The organism is Amycolatopsis sp. NPDC059027, assembly GCF_042739735.1.
GTDB lineage: Bacteria > Actinomycetota > Actinomycetes > Mycobacteriales > Pseudonocardiaceae > Amycolatopsis.
On record NZ_JBHYIK010000009.1, the window covers coordinates 159,994 to 175,355 of the forward strand.

General features: G+C 69.8%; 14 protein-coding genes. 10 read left to right on the forward strand and 4 right to left on the reverse strand.

Annotation, left to right across the window (positions count from 1 at the left end; translation table 11 throughout):
- Window positions 1–53 precede the first annotated feature (53 nt).
- On the reverse strand, window positions 54–1,019 hold the full coding sequence (locus ACFWY9_RS09005; RefSeq protein ID WP_378325442.1) for an aldo/keto reductase: 966 nt from the start codon (window positions 1,017–1,019) through the stop codon (window positions 54–56).
- Between the two features lie 51 nt (window positions 1,020–1,070).
- Here ACFWY9_RS09005 and ACFWY9_RS09010 point away from each other — a divergent pair, with 51 nt between their 5' ends.
- A complete protein-coding gene (locus tag ACFWY9_RS09010; protein WP_378325441.1) occupies window positions 1,071–1,805 on the forward strand; it encodes an SDR family NAD(P)-dependent oxidoreductase in 735 nt (244 codons plus the stop codon).
- A 12-nt stretch (window positions 1,806–1,817) separates the two neighbouring features.
- Here the strand turns inward: ACFWY9_RS09010 and ACFWY9_RS09015 are convergent, their stop codons facing one another.
- Window positions 1,818–3,122, reverse strand: coding sequence for an amidohydrolase (locus ACFWY9_RS09015; protein ID WP_378325440.1), 1,305 nt, complete (start codon window positions 3,120–3,122; stop codon window positions 1,818–1,820).
- A gap of 82 nt (window positions 3,123–3,204) precedes the next feature.
- On the opposite strand from ACFWY9_RS09015, the gene ACFWY9_RS09020 reads away from it, so the two are divergent.
- The 3 genes from ACFWY9_RS09020 (at window position 3,205) to ACFWY9_RS09030 (ending at window position 6,309) form a co-directional block, all read left to right on the forward strand.
- Window positions 3,205–4,314 (forward strand): zinc-binding dehydrogenase, encoded by a 1,110-nt coding sequence (locus tag ACFWY9_RS09020; protein WP_378338572.1) that lies wholly within the window; start codon window positions 3,205–3,207, stop codon window positions 4,312–4,314.
- 8 nt (window positions 4,315–4,322) lie between these two features.
- A complete protein-coding gene (locus ACFWY9_RS09025) occupies window positions 4,323–5,282 on the forward strand; it encodes an aldo/keto reductase (protein WP_378325437.1) in 960 nt (319 codons plus the stop codon).
- A 76-nt stretch (window positions 5,283–5,358) separates the two neighbouring features.
- On the forward strand, window positions 5,359–6,309 hold the full coding sequence (locus ACFWY9_RS09030) for an alpha/beta hydrolase (protein WP_378338573.1): 951 nt from the start codon (window positions 5,359–5,361) through the stop codon (window positions 6,307–6,309).
- Here ACFWY9_RS09030 and ACFWY9_RS09035 read toward each other — a convergent pair.
- Window positions 6,293–7,744 (reverse strand): GMC family oxidoreductase, encoded by a 1,452-nt coding sequence (locus ACFWY9_RS09035; RefSeq protein ID WP_378325435.1) that lies wholly within the window; start codon window positions 7,742–7,744, stop codon window positions 6,293–6,295. The two genes, ACFWY9_RS09030 and ACFWY9_RS09035, sit on opposite strands and share 17 nt — an antisense overlap.
- A 165-nt stretch (window positions 7,745–7,909) precedes the next feature.
- Here ACFWY9_RS09035 and ACFWY9_RS09040 point away from each other — a divergent pair, with 165 nt between their 5' ends.
- The 6 genes from ACFWY9_RS09040 to hpaD all read left to right on the forward strand — a co-directional run bounded on the left by ACFWY9_RS09040 (window position 7,910) and on the right by hpaD (window position 15,115).
- Entirely contained in the window at window positions 7,910–9,346 is a 1,437-nt protein-coding gene (locus ACFWY9_RS09040; RefSeq protein WP_378325434.1) for an aldehyde dehydrogenase family protein, read from the forward strand.
- 70 nt (window positions 9,347–9,416) lie between these two features.
- A complete protein-coding gene (locus tag ACFWY9_RS09045; protein ID WP_378325433.1) occupies window positions 9,417–10,847 on the forward strand; it encodes a fumarylacetoacetate hydrolase family protein in 1,431 nt (476 codons plus the stop codon).
- Window positions 10,829–11,506: a GntR family transcriptional regulator gene (locus ACFWY9_RS09050; protein ID WP_378338574.1), complete on the forward strand. Its 678-nt coding sequence runs from the start codon at window positions 10,829–10,831 to the stop codon at window positions 11,504–11,506. Before ACFWY9_RS09045 ends, ACFWY9_RS09050 begins: the two co-directional genes overlap by 19 nt.
- A 113-nt stretch (window positions 11,507–11,619) precedes the next feature.
- A complete protein-coding gene (gene dapA / locus ACFWY9_RS09055; protein WP_378338575.1) occupies window positions 11,620–12,564 on the forward strand; it encodes a 4-hydroxy-tetrahydrodipicolinate synthase in 945 nt (314 codons plus the stop codon).
- A gap of 2 nt (window positions 12,565–12,566) precedes the next feature.
- Window positions 12,567–14,075, forward strand: coding sequence for a 5-carboxymethyl-2-hydroxymuconate semialdehyde dehydrogenase (gene hpaE / locus ACFWY9_RS09060; protein ID WP_378338576.1), 1,509 nt, complete (start codon window positions 12,567–12,569; stop codon window positions 14,073–14,075).
- Window positions 14,072–15,115 (forward strand): 3,4-dihydroxyphenylacetate 2,3-dioxygenase, encoded by a 1,044-nt coding sequence (gene hpaD, locus ACFWY9_RS09065; RefSeq protein WP_378338577.1) that lies wholly within the window; start codon window positions 14,072–14,074, stop codon window positions 15,113–15,115. Before hpaE ends, hpaD begins: the two co-directional genes overlap by 4 nt.
- Before the next feature lie 76 nt (window positions 15,116–15,191).
- Here the strand turns inward: hpaD and ACFWY9_RS09070 are convergent, their stop codons facing one another.
- Entirely contained in the window at window positions 15,192–15,353 is a 162-nt protein-coding gene (locus ACFWY9_RS09070; protein ID WP_378338582.1) for an integrase core domain-containing protein, read from the reverse strand.
- Window positions 15,354–15,362 lie beyond the last annotated feature (9 nt).

Consider the following 15,362-nt stretch of genomic DNA (forward strand, 5'->3'; position numbering starts at 1 on the left):
GGGGACTTTCGTCTCATCCGATGCGAGGAAAGTCCCCTTCAGCTCAGCCGCCGTCACCAGGTGCCGTCGGGGTTCACCGCCTTGTCCAGCCACAGGTGTTCCACGGCGGCCCGCACCTCCGCGCCGTGCTCGGTGAACAGCCGCAGCGCGCCCAGGTTGTCCTCCAGCTGAGCGAGGCGGCTCACTCCGAAAAGGACGTTCGCCACCGGCGGATAGGCGAGACAGAAAGCGATGGCGAGTTGCGACGCGGTGACGCCGAACTCCGCGGCGATCCCGCTGAGCACACCGGCGGCGTCCATAATGGACTCGCGGATCCCGCCGACGTCCGCGCCGATCTTGCGGGTCGGCAAGCGGTTGCCCAGCAGCACCCCGCCTTCGAAGATGTCCGACGCCTGCAACGCCAGCCGCCCCGAGGCGAAATGCTTGGCATAGAACGGCCCTTCGGCCATGGACCGGCGGACCACGCTGTACTTCAGCTGCGCGAAAACCGGCCCCGGCAGCCCTTCGGCGTCAGCGAACTCCAGCGCACGGTCGAGATCCGCAACGGCCCAGTTGTTGACGCCCCAGCCGCCGAACCGGCCGGCGTGGATCTGCTCGGCCACCTCGGTGACGATCCGCGGCACGTCCGGCGGTTCGAAGTAGTCGCCGACGACCACGACGTCGGCGCGCTCGACGCCGACCCGGCCGAGCGCCGTTTCCAGCTGCTGCGCGAAACCCGTGCGCGGATAGTCCCACAGCCACAGTTTCCCGCACAGCTGGTAGTGCTCGCGGCGCACTCCGGCGGCCCGGACCGCCTTCCCGAAGATCACGTCGGTCCGGGAACCCTCGGCGTGCGGGCCCATGTCGTAGTGCGCCACGTCGAAGAGTGTCACACCCGCGTCCACGGCCGCCCGGATGAGGCGGACCGCGTCGTCGAACTCCATCCGGTCCCAGGTGTTCCACGAGCCGAGGCCGAACACCGATGTGGTGATCCCGCCCTCGCCGAGCTGCCGCACCGGCACGGTGTCTTTCTCGTTCACAGGATTTCCTTTCGCTGGCAACGGAAACCAGTTTTAGTCTACGATCGTAGAATGAACAAGAGAACCGTGGTGGTGACCGGCGGCGCGAGCGGAATCGGCCGCGCCGCGGCCGAAGCGTTCGCGGCCGAAGGCGACAGGGTCGTCGTGGCCGACATTTCGGGCGACGCGGCGCGGGACGTCGCGCGGGAACTCGGCGTCGACCACGTCGAGGTCGACATCTCCGATCCCACGTCGGTGGACGCGGCCGTCGCCGCAGTCACCGGGCGGACGGGACCGATCGACGTCCTGGTGAACAACGCGGGCCTCGCCGGCGGAGGCGGCCCGCTCACCGCGCTCGACGTCGAGGTGTTCGACCGGTGCGTGCGGGTCAACTTCCGGGGGACGTTCCTCATGACCCGGGCGGTCGGCGCGCACATGATCGCGGCGGGCACGCGTGGGGCGATGGTGAACATCTCCTCGATCGGCGCCCGCCAGCCCACGCCCGGCCTCGGCCACTACGAGGCGACCAAGGCCGCCGTCGACGCGCTCACCCGGTCGGCCGCCCTCGAACTCGCCCCGCACGGAATCCGCGTCAACGCCGTCGCCCCCGGCCCGGTGCTCACGCCGATGACGGCCGGATTCGCGTCCGACAGCGCCGCCCGCCAGGCATGGGAGGCCCGGATCCCCTTGGGCTCCATCGCGTCGGTGGCGGACGTCGTGCCGTCGGTGCTCTTCCTCGCTTCGTCCGACGCCCGCCACATCACCGGCGCCTGCCTCCAGGTCGACGGCGGCCAGCTGCTCGTCTGAGTCCGTTGTGGACTATCCGGAGTGGACGATCTGCCCGGCGGTGACGGTGGTCTCCACCTCGACCCCGGGCAGGTCGGCGGGCGCGATTTCGAGCGGATTCGCCGACAGCACACAGAAATCGGCGACCTTGCCGACCGACAGCGAGCCCTTCCAGCTCGCCGTGCCGTCCTGCGCCGCGGCAGCTGTGGTGTAGCACCGCAGCAGACGCGTCATCAGCGCCGGATCGGGGCCGTTGGCGCCCAGCAGCCGGGCTGCGGCGGCCACGTGCACCCGCCAGTCCGGGGTCACCACCGGCGCGTCACTGCTGAGGGTGAGCGGCACGCCCGAGTCCAGCATCTCGCGCAGCGGCCACGCCTTCGCGGCGACGTCGGCGCCCATCGTCGTCGCCATGAGGTCGCCCATCGCGGCGGCGATCGCGGGCTGGGTGGTCAACCCGATGCCCCGCGAGGCCATCCGCGCGAGCTGCTCCGGGGTCACAAGGTCGCCGTGCACGACATGGTCTCCGCGCCTCAGCGCACCGAGCGCCGCCTCGATGCTCCGATCGCCCGTGGCGTGCACCCCGACGGACATCCCGGCCTCGTGCGCCAGCCTGATCATCGCGGTCATGTTCCGCTCGCGGGCGGTGTCGTCGGCGCCGTCGACGAGCAGGTGGCCGTGAGTCCCGTCGGCGTAGCAGTGCCGCGTCCACGCCGAGCCCATCGGCGGAATGCCGTCGGCGAAGATCTTCACCCCGCTCACCTTGAGCCACAAGGGATCCGAGTCTGGAACCGATGTCGCGAGCCCGCGCGCGAAGTCGCCGAGCGAACTGGGACCGTCGAGCAGGCCGAACAGCCGCAGGACGGTGACCCGGGCCTTGAGCTGCCCCGCGTGCGCCATCGCCGCGTACTCGTCGAGCGTCTCCTGCGCGAAGCAGCCCGTCTCGCCCGGCCCCAGCCCCGGCTCGGTGTAGCTCGTGATCCCCAGCGACGCGCACAGTTCGCTGGCAAGCAGCAACGCCGCTTGCCGGTCGGCGGCGGTCGTCACCGGTTTCTCTTCGTATTCTATGAATCCGGCGTCGCCCATCAGCGTATGCGGCCAGCGCGCGCCGAGCCACGCCGCGTGCAGATGCGTGTCGTTGATCCCCGGCAACACGGTCCGCCCCGCCAGTTCGATGATCCGGGTGCGCGAACCGACGTGCGCCGAGACGTCGTCACCGACGGCGACGATCCGGCCGTCCCGCACGGCCAGCTCCCGCGCGACGGTCCCCAGCGAGTTGAAGGTGAGCACCGTGCCACCCCGGACCACCAGCGACGCGGGACGAATTCGTTGAGATGGCAAGGTTCCTCCCGGGCCATGGACTTTTTCTTCCACGAATGTAGACTAACCGCACACTCAACGGCGAGAGCGGAGACGAAGATCCATGCCGCTTCCCACGACCACCGAAGCCGCGGTGCTCACCGAACACGGCACCGCGCTGTCCCTGCGGGAACTCCCCCTTCCCGGCACGCTCGAACCCGGCGCCGCACTGGTCCGGGTCACCTGCACTACCCTGTGCGGCACGGACGTACACCTCTGGTCCGGCGAGATGACCTTCCCCGGCATGCTCCCGATGGTGCTCGGTCACGAGATGGTCGGCGAGGTCGTCGCCACCGGCGAAGGCACCACCGACACCCTCGGCCGGGACATCGTGCCCGGTGACCGCGTCGGCTGGTCGGAGGCCACCTGCGGGAAATGTCACGGCTGCGCGATCCTGCGCGAACCCGTGGCGTGCGCGAGCCGGGGCTACGGTTTCCTCCAGCGGGCGGACGAATTCCCTTACGCCACCGGCGGTCTCGTCCGGTACTGCTACGTGACGCCGCGCGCGGCCAAACTGCTGCTGCCAGGGGAGGTCAAGGACACCTGGGCCTCGATGTCCGGCTGCGCTGGCAAAACCGTGTTGCGCGCGTTCGCCCGGTGCGGCGGCGTCCGGCCCGGGGCGACCGTCGTCGTCCAGGGCGCGGGCGCGCTCGGCGTGTTCGCCACCGCCGTCGCCCGGATTTCCGGCGCGGGCACGGTGATCACCGTCGGCGGTCCCGCGGACCGGCTCGAAACCGCGAAGAAGTTCGGTGCCACCGCGACGATCCCGGTCTACACCGAGCCCGCCGACCGGATCGAGCGGGTCCGCGAGCTGACCGGCGGCCGCGGCGCGGATCACGTCTTCGACTTCGCCGGCGGTCCGACCATCGGCGAGGAGGCCGTCGGGTTCGCGGCCCAGCGCGGCACCGTCGCGATCGTCGGCTCGACCGGGCCACGGCCCTCCCCCGTGCCGCTGGGCACGGTCATGGGCAAGGAACTCACCGTCGTCGGCTCGCTCAACGGCGACATCGCCGACTATCACCGTTCGGTGGAGTTCTTCCGCACGTTCACCGGCCGGATGCCGTGGGACGAGCTGTTCAGCGCGCCCGTCGGCCTCTCCGGCGCCTCCGGCCGTGTCGAGTCGATGTCCCGGCTCGAAGAGCTCAAGGCCGTCATCGATCCCCGCCTTCCTTAGGAGTTCCCATGTCCGTGATTCCCCAACGCAGTATCGGCAGGGACGGCCCGCGTACCGGCGTGCTGGCCCTCGGCTCGTGGCACACCTACGACCGGATGGACTTCCGCGAGGCCGTCACCCTGCTGCGGACCGCGGTCGACGCCGGGATCACCCTGTTCGACGTCGGTGTGTACGGCATCCCCGGCGGCGAGCCGGTGTTCACCGACGTGCTGTTCTCCGCGATGGTGCGCGCGGCCGGGCTCAAGCGCGACGATTACCTGCTGTCCTCGAAACTCTGGCTCGAAGGGTACCCCGGGCACAGCCTGCGCGGGCAGCTCGAGAACGCGCTTTTCCGGGCCGGGACCGACCACGCCGATCTCGTCGTCCTCGGCGATCTGCGGCGCGACGACACCGGCCTGCACCAGCTCGTGCTGGATCTCGACGAGCTGCGCCGGGCCGGGCTGATCCGGCAGTGGGGCGTGAACAACTGGTCCGCCACGACGATCCGGGCACTGCACGAGTTCGCACGGGCTGAGAACGTGCCGGGACCCGCGCTCGCTCAGCTGAAGTACAGCGTGGCCCGACGGTCCATTCCGGACGGTCGGCCGTTCGCTTCGGTGTTCGGCGAACTCGGCGTTTCCCTGCAGTCCTCGGACATCTTCGAGGGCGGCGTGCTACTGGGCAAGACGGCGGGTGCCCGCCAGATCGGCCGCGATCCCGGCGGGGTCCGCGGCCGCATCGCCGAATCCGCTGTCCAGGTGGCCGAAATCGCCGAGAAGCTGGGTACCACCGCGGCGCGGTTCTGCCTCGCCTTCACGCTCACCCATCCCGCGAACACCACGACGTTGTTCGGGGCCACCAGCACCGAGCAGCTGAAGGACAACCTCGGCGCGGTCGACCTCGTCGAGCGCGTCGGCGCCGCCGAACTGCGGGCACTGGCGGAGCCGCTGTGGGCGGATCGCGACGTGGTCGATCCGGAGGGGCCATGAGCGAAGCTTGCGAGCGAATCATAGATATCACGCGCCAAAAGAAATCAGACACTGTCTCGCGAAGCGAGGCGATCGCGTGAGTGCGTTGGATCCGGAGCTGGCCGAGGCGTTGCGGGACCTTCCCGACGGCCCCGCGCTGGGCGCCGATTCCCTGCCCGCCATCCGCGCGGCGCTGCGTGAGAACAATCCCGGCTGCGCGGAAGCCGTCGGCGAGCGCGATCTGGTCTGGGAAGACCGGCTCGTGCCCGGCGCCGACGTCGCGGTCACCGTCCTGCGGCCCAGAGTCCTGACGCCGGGCGCGCCGGGGTTCTACAACATCCACGGCGGCGGGATGGTGATGGACGACCGGTTCGCCGATCTGCCGCGGATGGTCGGTCTCGTCGAGGAGTTCGGGTTCGTCACGGTCACCGTCGAATACCGGCTGGCGCCCGAGCACCCGCATCCCGCGCCGATCGAGGACTGCTACGCGGGTCTGGCCTGGATGGCGGACAACGCCGCCGAACTCGGATTCGACCCGGCGAAACTCGTCGTGGGCGGTGGCAGCGCGGGCGGCGGCCTCAGCGCCGGTGTCGCCCTGCTGGCCAGGGACCGCGGTGGTCCGGCGCTGGCCGGTCAGCTGCTGCTGTGCCCGATGCTCGACGACCGCAACGACTCACCGTCCACTGTGGAATACGGGGACAGCGGCGTCTGGACGCGGGCGGGCAACGCGTTCGGCTGGCACTCACTGCTGGACGGGCAGACCTCGGAGTACGCCGCGCCCGCCCGCGCCACCGACCTCGCCGGCCTGCCACCCGCCTTCATCGAGGTCGGCGCCGTCGAGATCTTCCGCGACGAGGACATCGACTACGCGCGACGGCTCTGGCAGGCGGGCGTGCCGGCGGAACTGCACGTCTGGGCGGGCGCCTACCACGGCTTCGACCGGTTCGCGCCCACGGCGGAGGTGACCAAGGCGGCGCTGGCCGCCCGGTCCTCCTGGCTCCGCCGCGTCCTGGGCGCTACCGGCCCGGGTGTTATCGGCTCAGCATGAACCGCGCCGCGCGCTCGCCGACCAGGACGGCGGGAGCGTTGGTGTTCCCGGTGGTCACCGTCGGCAGCACCGACGCGTCGGCGACCCACAGCCCGCCGATCCCGCGCACCCGCAGTTCGGGATCGACCACCGCGTCCTCTCCGGTGCCCATGCGGCAGGTCCCGACCTGGTGGTGGTAGGTGATGGCGGTGCGGCGCACGTACTCGCGGACGTCGTCCCCGGGTTCGGGATACAGTTCGCGCGCGCCCCATTCCTCCGCCAGGGCCGGGGCCCGGCCGATCTCCCGGCACTGCTCGACGGAAGCGACGAGGCTCTCGAAGTCGGCGGGCTCGGCCAGCGCCGCGAGGTCGATGAGCGGGGCGTCGTCCGCGTCCGGTCCACTCAGCCGGAGGCTGCCCCGGCTCAGTGGCGAAACCATGCCCGCCATGAGGGAGAATCCCGTTGCCGGGCCGGTCATCCACGATTCGTACATCGGCACGCTGAAGTGGATCGGCTGCGTGTCCGGCACGGCCAGGCCCGGCCTGCTGCGCCAGAACAGATGCGTCTGGGTGACCGAACGTCCCGGCGCCGGGGGTTCGACCTCGCGCCGGTCGGTCGTGAAGATCACCGGCGACAGCAGGTGGTCGTGCAGGTTCCGGCCCACGCCGGGCAGATCGGCGACGACGTCGATGCCGAGCGCGGCGAGTTCGTCCGCCGGGCCGACGCCGCTGCGCAGCAGGATCGCGGGCGAGGCCAGCGCGCCCGCGGCGAGCACCACCCGGTCGGCACGCCAGCGCCGGGGCTTGCCGCCGATCTCGGCCACGACGCCTACCGCCTTGGTACCCTCGAACAGCAGGCGGTGCACCAGCGCTCCCGTGTGGACGGTCAGCGTGCCCGACCCCAGCAGCGGCTGGGCATAGGCGAGCCAGGTGGTGAGCCGCTTTCCGTTCCGTAGCGTGATGCGCTGCACGGAAACGCCGTCGAGCCGCTCGCCGTTGTAGTCCGGGTTGAACGGCAGCCCCACCGCCATTGCGGCGTCCACAATGGACTTCTGGATCGGGTGCAGCGGCTCGTTCGGGACGACGTCGAGGAGATCCTTTTCGATGTCCTCGAACACCGGCCGCACATCGGACCATGCCCAGCCCGGTATCCGCCAGCTGTCGTAGTCGTGCGGTGCCCCGCGCACCCAGATCATCGCGTTGAGCGCGTGCGAGCCGCCGAGCACCTTGCCGCGGGGCAGATGCAGCCTGCGGTTCGCCGCGTGCCGCTGCGGCACCGTGTAGAGGTCCCAGTCCTCCGGCCCGTGCCACAGCTCCCCCGCCCGCGAAGGGTCGTGGATCGCCGGATTCGCGTCCACGCCACCCGCTTCGAGCAACGTCACCCGGGCACCCGCGTCGGCCAGCCGCCGCGCGAGGACCGACCCCGCCGAACCCGCGCCCACCACAATCACGTCCATGGTCCCAGCCTCGCAACCCGGCCGCGCGGCACGTCCGTTCCGGGAAGATCCCTTCGCTGGGCGACAATCGGCGTGCCTTGGCGGACAAGACCGGGATAGCGGCGTCCGCCGATACTCGATCACCACAAGGGTCCGTGCGATCCGCCGGTCGAGGAGGAACTCGGGATGACCACACGCCTGTTCATCGACGGACAGTGGACCACGGCGGGCGGCGGCGCCATCGCGACCCTCGACCCGGCCACCGGCAAGGTGCTCGAAGAGGTGGGCACGGCGTCGCGGTCCGATGTCGACGCCGCCGTCGGCGCCGCGCGCCGGGCGTTGACCGCGCCCGAGTGGGCCGGGCTGCTACCGGTCCAGCGGGCCACGCTGCTGTTCCGCCTCGCTGATCTGGTCGACGCGCACCACGAAGAGCTGGCGGCGCTCGAAACCCGCGACCAGGGGCAGCCGATCGGGATCTCCCGCCAGGTGAGCGTGACGGGTACGGCCGAGCATCTGCGGTACTTCGCCGGATGGGTCACCAAGATCCAGGGCACGACCAACCCGGTGTCGTTCCCGGACACCCTGCACTACACCCGCCGCGAGCCGGTCGGGGTCAACGCGCTCATCACGCCGTGGAACTTCCCGCTGATGATCCTGGCCTGGAAGCTCGCGCCCGCGCTGGCCACCGGCAACACCGTGGTGATCAAGCCGAGCGAGGTCACGCCGCTGACCAGTATCCGGCTGGTCGGACTCGCGCACGAAGCGGGATTCCCGCCCGGGGTGGTCAATCTGGTCACCGGGGACGGTTCGGTCGGCGCCATGCTCAGCGCGCATCCGGACGTCGACCACCTGTCCTACACCGGCTCGACCGCAGTCGGGAAGCTCATCACCGCCGCGAGCGCGGAGTCGAACCTCAAGCGCCTCACCCTGGAACTCGGCGGGAAGGCCCCGAGCATCATCGCCCGCGACGCCGACATCGACGCGGCGGTCGCGGGCAACCTCGCCGGGGCGACGCTGAACACCGGCCAGGTCTGCGCCGCGTACACGCGGTTCTACGTCGACCGGAAGCGCGAGCAGGAGTTCGTCGGGAAGCTCGCCGAAGGCCTGGGCGGCCTGCGCCTCGGGCCGGGCCTCGACGAATCCACGCAACTGGGCCCGCTCGTGTCGGCCAAACACCGCGAGCACGTCGACTTCCTCGTCTCGACCGGTCGCGAACAGGGCGCGGAGCTGGTCACCGGCGGACAGTCCGTCGACGGCGACGGCTATTTCTACGCACCGACCCTGTTCGCCGGCGTCGGTGACGACATGACGATCATGCGGGAAGAGATCTTCGGCCCGGTCCTCGCGGTCACGCCCTATGACGACGAGGACGAACTGCTCGCCCGCGCGAACGACACGGAGTATGGGCTCGCCGCGACGGTGTGGACGCGGGACATCGGTACGGCGCAACGGTTTTCGGACGGGATCCGGGCCGGCGCGGTGTTCGTCAACATGCCGCCGATCCCGGACATGGCGGCGCCTTGGGGCGGCTACAAGGCGTCCGGCTGGGGCCGCGAGATGGGCCCGTGGGCACTGGACGCCTACACCGAGACGAAGTCCGTGTGGCTGCACTACGGCCGCTGACCGGGCCACCGACCCCAGGATCGTATATCATTTCGGATATGTTGTTCGAGCACCAGGCAGGAACTCAGCCATGACCAGCGCGTCTCCCCTTCCCGAGCGGCCCGGCAAGATCATCGCGCTGCACCTCAACTACCCGTCGCGGGCGGCGCAGCGCGGACGTACCCCGGCCCAGCCGAGCTACTTCCTCAAGCCGCCCACGTCCGTAGCCGCGAGCGGTGCCGCGCTGGAACGCCCGGCGGGCACCGAACTGCTCGGGTTCGAGGGCGAGATCGCGCTGGTGATCGGCACCGCGGCCCGCCGCGTCAGCCCCGAGGAGGGCTGGTCGCACGTCTCCGGCGTCACCGCCGCGAACGACTTCGGCGTGTACGACCTCCGCTACGCCGACAAAGGTTCGAATCTGCGCTCGAAGGGCGGCGACGGCTTCACCCCGCTCGGCCCGTCGGTCCTTCCCGCCGACGCCGTCGACCCCGCCGCGCTGCGCGTGCGCACCTGGGTCAACGGCGAACTCGTCCAGGAGGACACCACCGGCGATCTGCTGTTCGGCTTCGGGCGGCTGGTCGCCGACCTCTCCCAGCTCATCACCCTCGAACCCGGCGACGTCGTCCTCACCGGCACGCCCGCGGGCGCGTCGGTTGTCCAGCCGGGCGACGTCGTGGAGGTCGAAGTGGACGGTGGCGGGCTGTCCACCGGACGTCTGGTGACCCCGATCGTCGCCGGGACCGTCCCCTTAGGATCGTACGGAGCACTGCCCCGTGTGGACGGTCAACAGCGCGCGGATGCCTACGGGACAACGCAACCCGGGTTCGTCCTCACCGAGGATCTCCGAAAGCGACTCGAAAGTGTCGGCGTGGCGACGCTTTCCGCGCAGTTACGCAAACGTGGCTACGACAACGTGTCGATCGACGGCCTCACCTCGACGAAGCCGGGCGCACGGCTGATCGGCCGCGCGCGGACGTTGCGCTACATCCCGCACCGCGAAGACCTCTTCCGTGAGCACGGCGGCGGCTACAACGCCCAGAAGCGCGCGTTCGACGCGCTCGAACCCGGCGACATCCTGGTGATGGAGGCCCGTGGCGAGCGCGGCACCGGCACCGTCGGCGACATCCTCGCGCTGCGTGCGCAGGTCAAGGGCGCGGCGGGGATCGTCACCGACGGCGGAGTCCGCGACGTCGCCGCGGTCGCCGCGCTCGACATCCCGACCTACCACGCCGGGGCGCATCCCGCGGTGCTCGGCAGGCGGCACGTGCCATGGGACGTCGACGTGACCGTCGCCTGCGGAGGCGCGTCGGTGTGTCCGGGCGACGTCGTCGTCGGGGACGCCGACGGCCTGCTCGTCATCCCGCCGCGGCTCGTCGAAGAGGTGGTGGACGCGGCGATCGAGCAGGAGCGCCAGGAGGCGTTCATCGCCGAACAGGTGGCCGCGGGCGAGCGCGTCGAGGGGCTCTACCCGATGGACGAGAGCTGGAAGGCGAGGTACGCCGCATGGCAGCCGAAGCCATGAATTCGCACGCGATGAGCAAATCGCAGATCGCCTACCAGTGGATCAAGGCCCGCATCCACGACGGCACCTTCTCCCCCGGCTACCGGCTCGTCCTCGGCCAGATCGCCCAGGAACTCGGCGTCAGCGTGGTGCCGGTCCGCGAGGCGATCCGGATGCTGGAGGCCGAGGGACTGGTGACCTTCGAACGCAATATCGGCGCGCAGGTCGCGATGGTCGACGAGACCGACTACCAGCACACGATGCAGACCCTCGCACTGGTCGAGGGTTACGCCGCCGCGCTCGCCTCCGAGGTGTCACCGCCGGAAGTGCTCGAAAAGGCGAAGGCGCTCAACGCCGAGCTGGCGGACTGCCTCGACCACTTCGAGCCGAACCGGTTCACCGCGCTCAACCGCGAGTTCCACGCCGTGCTGTTCGGCCCCTGCCCCAACCCGCAGGTGCTGGACCTGGTCACCCGCGGCTGGAACCGGCTGTCCGGGCTGCGCAGCTCGACGTTCACCTTCGTCCCCGGCCGCGCGAAGGAATCGGTGGCCGAGCACGAAAAGATCCTCGGCCTGCTCGAACGCGGCGCGCCCGCGCACGAGATCGAACTGGCCGTCCGCGAACACCGGCTGGCGACCCTGCACGCCTTCCAGGCGTACCAGGCCGAACGCCATTCATAGCACTGTGCCGATAGATACCAAACCGACCGAAAGTAAGTGGTTCCCGCAGGTCCGTCCGGTTTCTTTGCCGGCTTACTTTCCGTCTCATTGGTAAGAGACCCAGGAGGAAGTCCATGCGTTTCCGCGCAGATCCCCAGTCGATCCGGGGTTCGATCGCGCCGCTGATGACCCCGTTCACCGCCGAGGGCGCCGTCGACCACGACGGGCTGGCGAACCTGGTGCGGTGGCAGCTGGCGGCGGGGTCGCACGGCATCTCGATCGGCGGCTCCACCGGAGAACCCGGCGCGCAGACGATCGCCGAACGCGCCGAGGCGATCCGCACCGTCGCCGCCGAGGTCGGCGATCGCGTCCCGTTCGTGCCCGGCACCGGATCGGCGAAACTCGACGAGACGCTCGAACTCACCGCCATCGCGGCCGAGGCCGGTGCCGACGCGGTGCTCGTCATCACGCCGTACTACGCCCGCCCCACCCAGGAAGCGCTTTATACCTGGTATCGCACCGTCGCGCGGGAATTCCCCGATCTGCCGATCGTGGCCTACAACGTGCCGAGCCGGACCGCGGTGGACATCGCTCCGGAAACGGTCGCCCGGCTGTTCCGCGAACTCGACAACTTCGCCGGGATCAAAGAGACCACAAAGGACTTCGAGCACTTCTCCCGGGTACTGCACCTGTGCGGCAAGGAACTGCTGGTGTGGTCCGGGATCGAGCTGCTCTGCCTGCCGCTGCTGGCGCTCGGCGGCGCCGGGTTCGTCAGCGCGACCGCCAACATCGCGCCCGCGGCCTGCGCGCGGATGTACCAGGCCTGGCAGGAAGGCGACCTCGACCTCGCCCGGGAAATCCACTATGGACTCCACCCGCTGGTGGATCTCCTTTTCGTGGAAACGAATCCCGCGCCGGGCAAATGGGTGCTCGAACACCGTGGGCTGATCGGGTCCGGGCTGGTCCGGCCGCCGCTGATCGCCCCGGGCGACGCCGGCGTCGCCCGGATCAAGGACCTGATGGCCCAGGGCGAGGCCTATCTCAGCCCGGTCGACGGCTTCACCGTGAAAGGAAAGTAGGCATGGCGAAGCACCACATCCCCGAGAACCTGCCCTCCCGGATCCAGCACTACATCGGCGGCGAACTCGTCGACAGCGTCTCCGGGAAGACGTTCGACGTGCTCGACCCGGTGTCCAACCAGGCCTACGTGACGGCCGCCGCCGGACAGGCCGAGGACGTCGACCGCGCCGTGGCCGCGGCGCGGAAGGCGTTCACCGAGGGACCGTGGCCCGGCCTGCTGCCGCGTGCGCGCGCCCGGATCCTGAACCGGATCGCCGACGCCGTCGAGGCACAGGACGCGCGGCTGGCGGAACTGGAGACCTTCGACACCGGCCTCCCGATCACCCAGGCACTCGGCCAGGCCCAGCGCGCGGCCGAGAACTTCCGGTTCTTCGCCGATCTGATCGTCGCGCAGGCCGATGACACCTACCGGGTGCCGGGACGGCAGGTGAACTACGTGCACCGCAAGCCCGTCGGCGTCGCCGGGCTGATCACCCCGTGGAACACGCCGTTCATGCTGGAGAGCTGGAAACTCGCGCCCGCGCTCGCCTCCGGCTGCACCGTGGTGCTCAAACCCGCCGAGTTCACGCCGCTTTCGGCGAGCCTGTGGGCGGAGATCTTCCGCTCAGCCGGGTTGCCTGACGGGGTTTTCAACCTCGTCAACGGTTTCGGCGAGGAAGCGGGCGACGCGCTGGTCAAACACCCGGACGTCCCGCTGATCTCGTTCACCGGCGAGTCCGCGACCGGGCAGACCATCTTCCGCAGCTGTGCCGCCGGGCTCAAGGGCATGTCGATGGAGCTGGGCGGGAAATCCCCGGCCATCGTGTTCGCCGACGCCGATCTCGGCGCCGCGATCGACTCGACGTTGTTCGGGGTGTTCTCCCTCAACGGCGAACGCTGCACCGCGGGCAGCCGGATCCTCGTGGAGCGCCCGGTCTACGAAGAGTTCTGCACCCGGTATGCGGAACGGGCGCGGAACATCGTCGTCGGCGATCCACACGACCCGGTGACCGAGGTCGGCGCGCTGGTGCACCCGGAGCACTACGAGAAGGTCATGAGCTACGTCGAACTCGGCAAGTCCGAGGGGCGGCTGCTCGCCGGCGGCGGCCGTCCGTCCGGTTTGGACACCGGGAACTACGTGGCGCCCACGGTGTTCGCCGACGTGCCTGCCGACGCGCGGATCTTCCAGGAGGAGATCTTCGGCCCGGTCGTCGCGATCACCCCGTTCGACACCGAAGAGGAAGCGCTTTCCCTGGCCAACGGCGTCAAGTACGGCCTGGCCGCCTACCTGTGGACCTCGGACCTGAACCGGGCGCACAGCTTCGCGCAGTCGGTCGAGGCGGGCATGGTCTGGCTCAACTCGCACAACGTCCGCGACCTGCGCACGCCGTTCGGCGGCGTCAAGGCGTCGGGCCTCGGGCACGAGGGCGGCTACCGCTCGATCGATTTCTACACCCATCAGCAGGCGATCCACGTGACGCTCGGCGCCGTGCACACCACGCGCTTCGGAGTCCAGAAAGGACAGTCATGACCGCGACACCGCCGGACGTGATCCGCTGCGCCTACGCCGAGTTCGTCGTCAGCGACCTCGCCGCGTCCCGCGCGTTCTACGTCGACGTACTCGGGCTGGTCGTCACCCGCGAGGACGACGACGCGATCTACCTGCGCGCTTTCGAGGAGTACCTGCACCATTCCCTGGTGCTGCGCAAGGGAAGCACGCCCGCGCTCGCCGTACTCGCCTATCGGGTGCGCACCCCTGCCGACCTCGATCTCGCCGAGGCGTACTACCGGGAACTGGGCGTCCGGGTGGAACGCCGTCCGGCGGGCGCGACCCGCGGGATCGGCGAGGCGGTACGGATCGTGGACCCGCTGGGCTTCCCGGTGGAGTTCTTCCACGAGGCCGAGCACGTCGAACGGTTCACCCAGCGCTACGACGTCCACGGCGCGGGCGCACTGTCCCGTTTGGACCATTTCAACATCTGCACCCCGGACGTCCCGGCCGCCCGCCGGTACTACGAAGGACTCGGTTTCCGGGTGTCGGAGGACATCCAGGACGACCAGGGCACCGTCTACGCCGCCTGGATGTTCCGCAAACCGACGGTGCACGACGTCGCGCTGACCGGGGGTGACGGGCCGCGCCTGCACCACGTCGCCTTCGCCGGCCACGAACGACACCAGATCCTGCACATCTGCGATCACCTCGGCGCGCTCCGCAAGTCCGGCATGATCGAGCGGGGCCCGGGCCGCCACGGTGTGTCGAACGCGTTCTACCTCTACCTGCGCGACCCCGACGGGCACCGCATCGAGATCTACACGCACGACTACTACACGGGCGACCCGGACAACCCGGTCATCACCTGGGATGTGCACGACAACCAGCGGCGCGACTGGTGGGGCAATCCGGTGGTGCCGAGCTGGTACGCCGAGGCATCACCCGTGCTGGACCTCGACGGCTCGGTCCAGCCACTGGTGGTCCGCTCCGACGCACGCGAGGCCGACGTCACGATCGGCGCGGACGGCTTCTCCTACACGTCCGAACAGCAGGGTTTCAAGCTGGGCCAACAGGTCTGAGATCCCGGCGGTCGAGCGCCCCAATGTGGTGGACCGCCCCGGGTTTCATGGAGGCTGTTGCCTTCATGAAACCCGGTCACGCCGCTACGGGCGGTGGTGACCGGTGGGTCTGCTCGTACTCCAGCGGCGGGGTGTTCCCGCACCAGGAGTGGAGCCGAACATTATTGTACCAGTAAACCCAATCACTGGTCGCGACAGTTACCTCGGAAACACTATTCCATGGCCCACCCCTCGTGATGACTTCTTT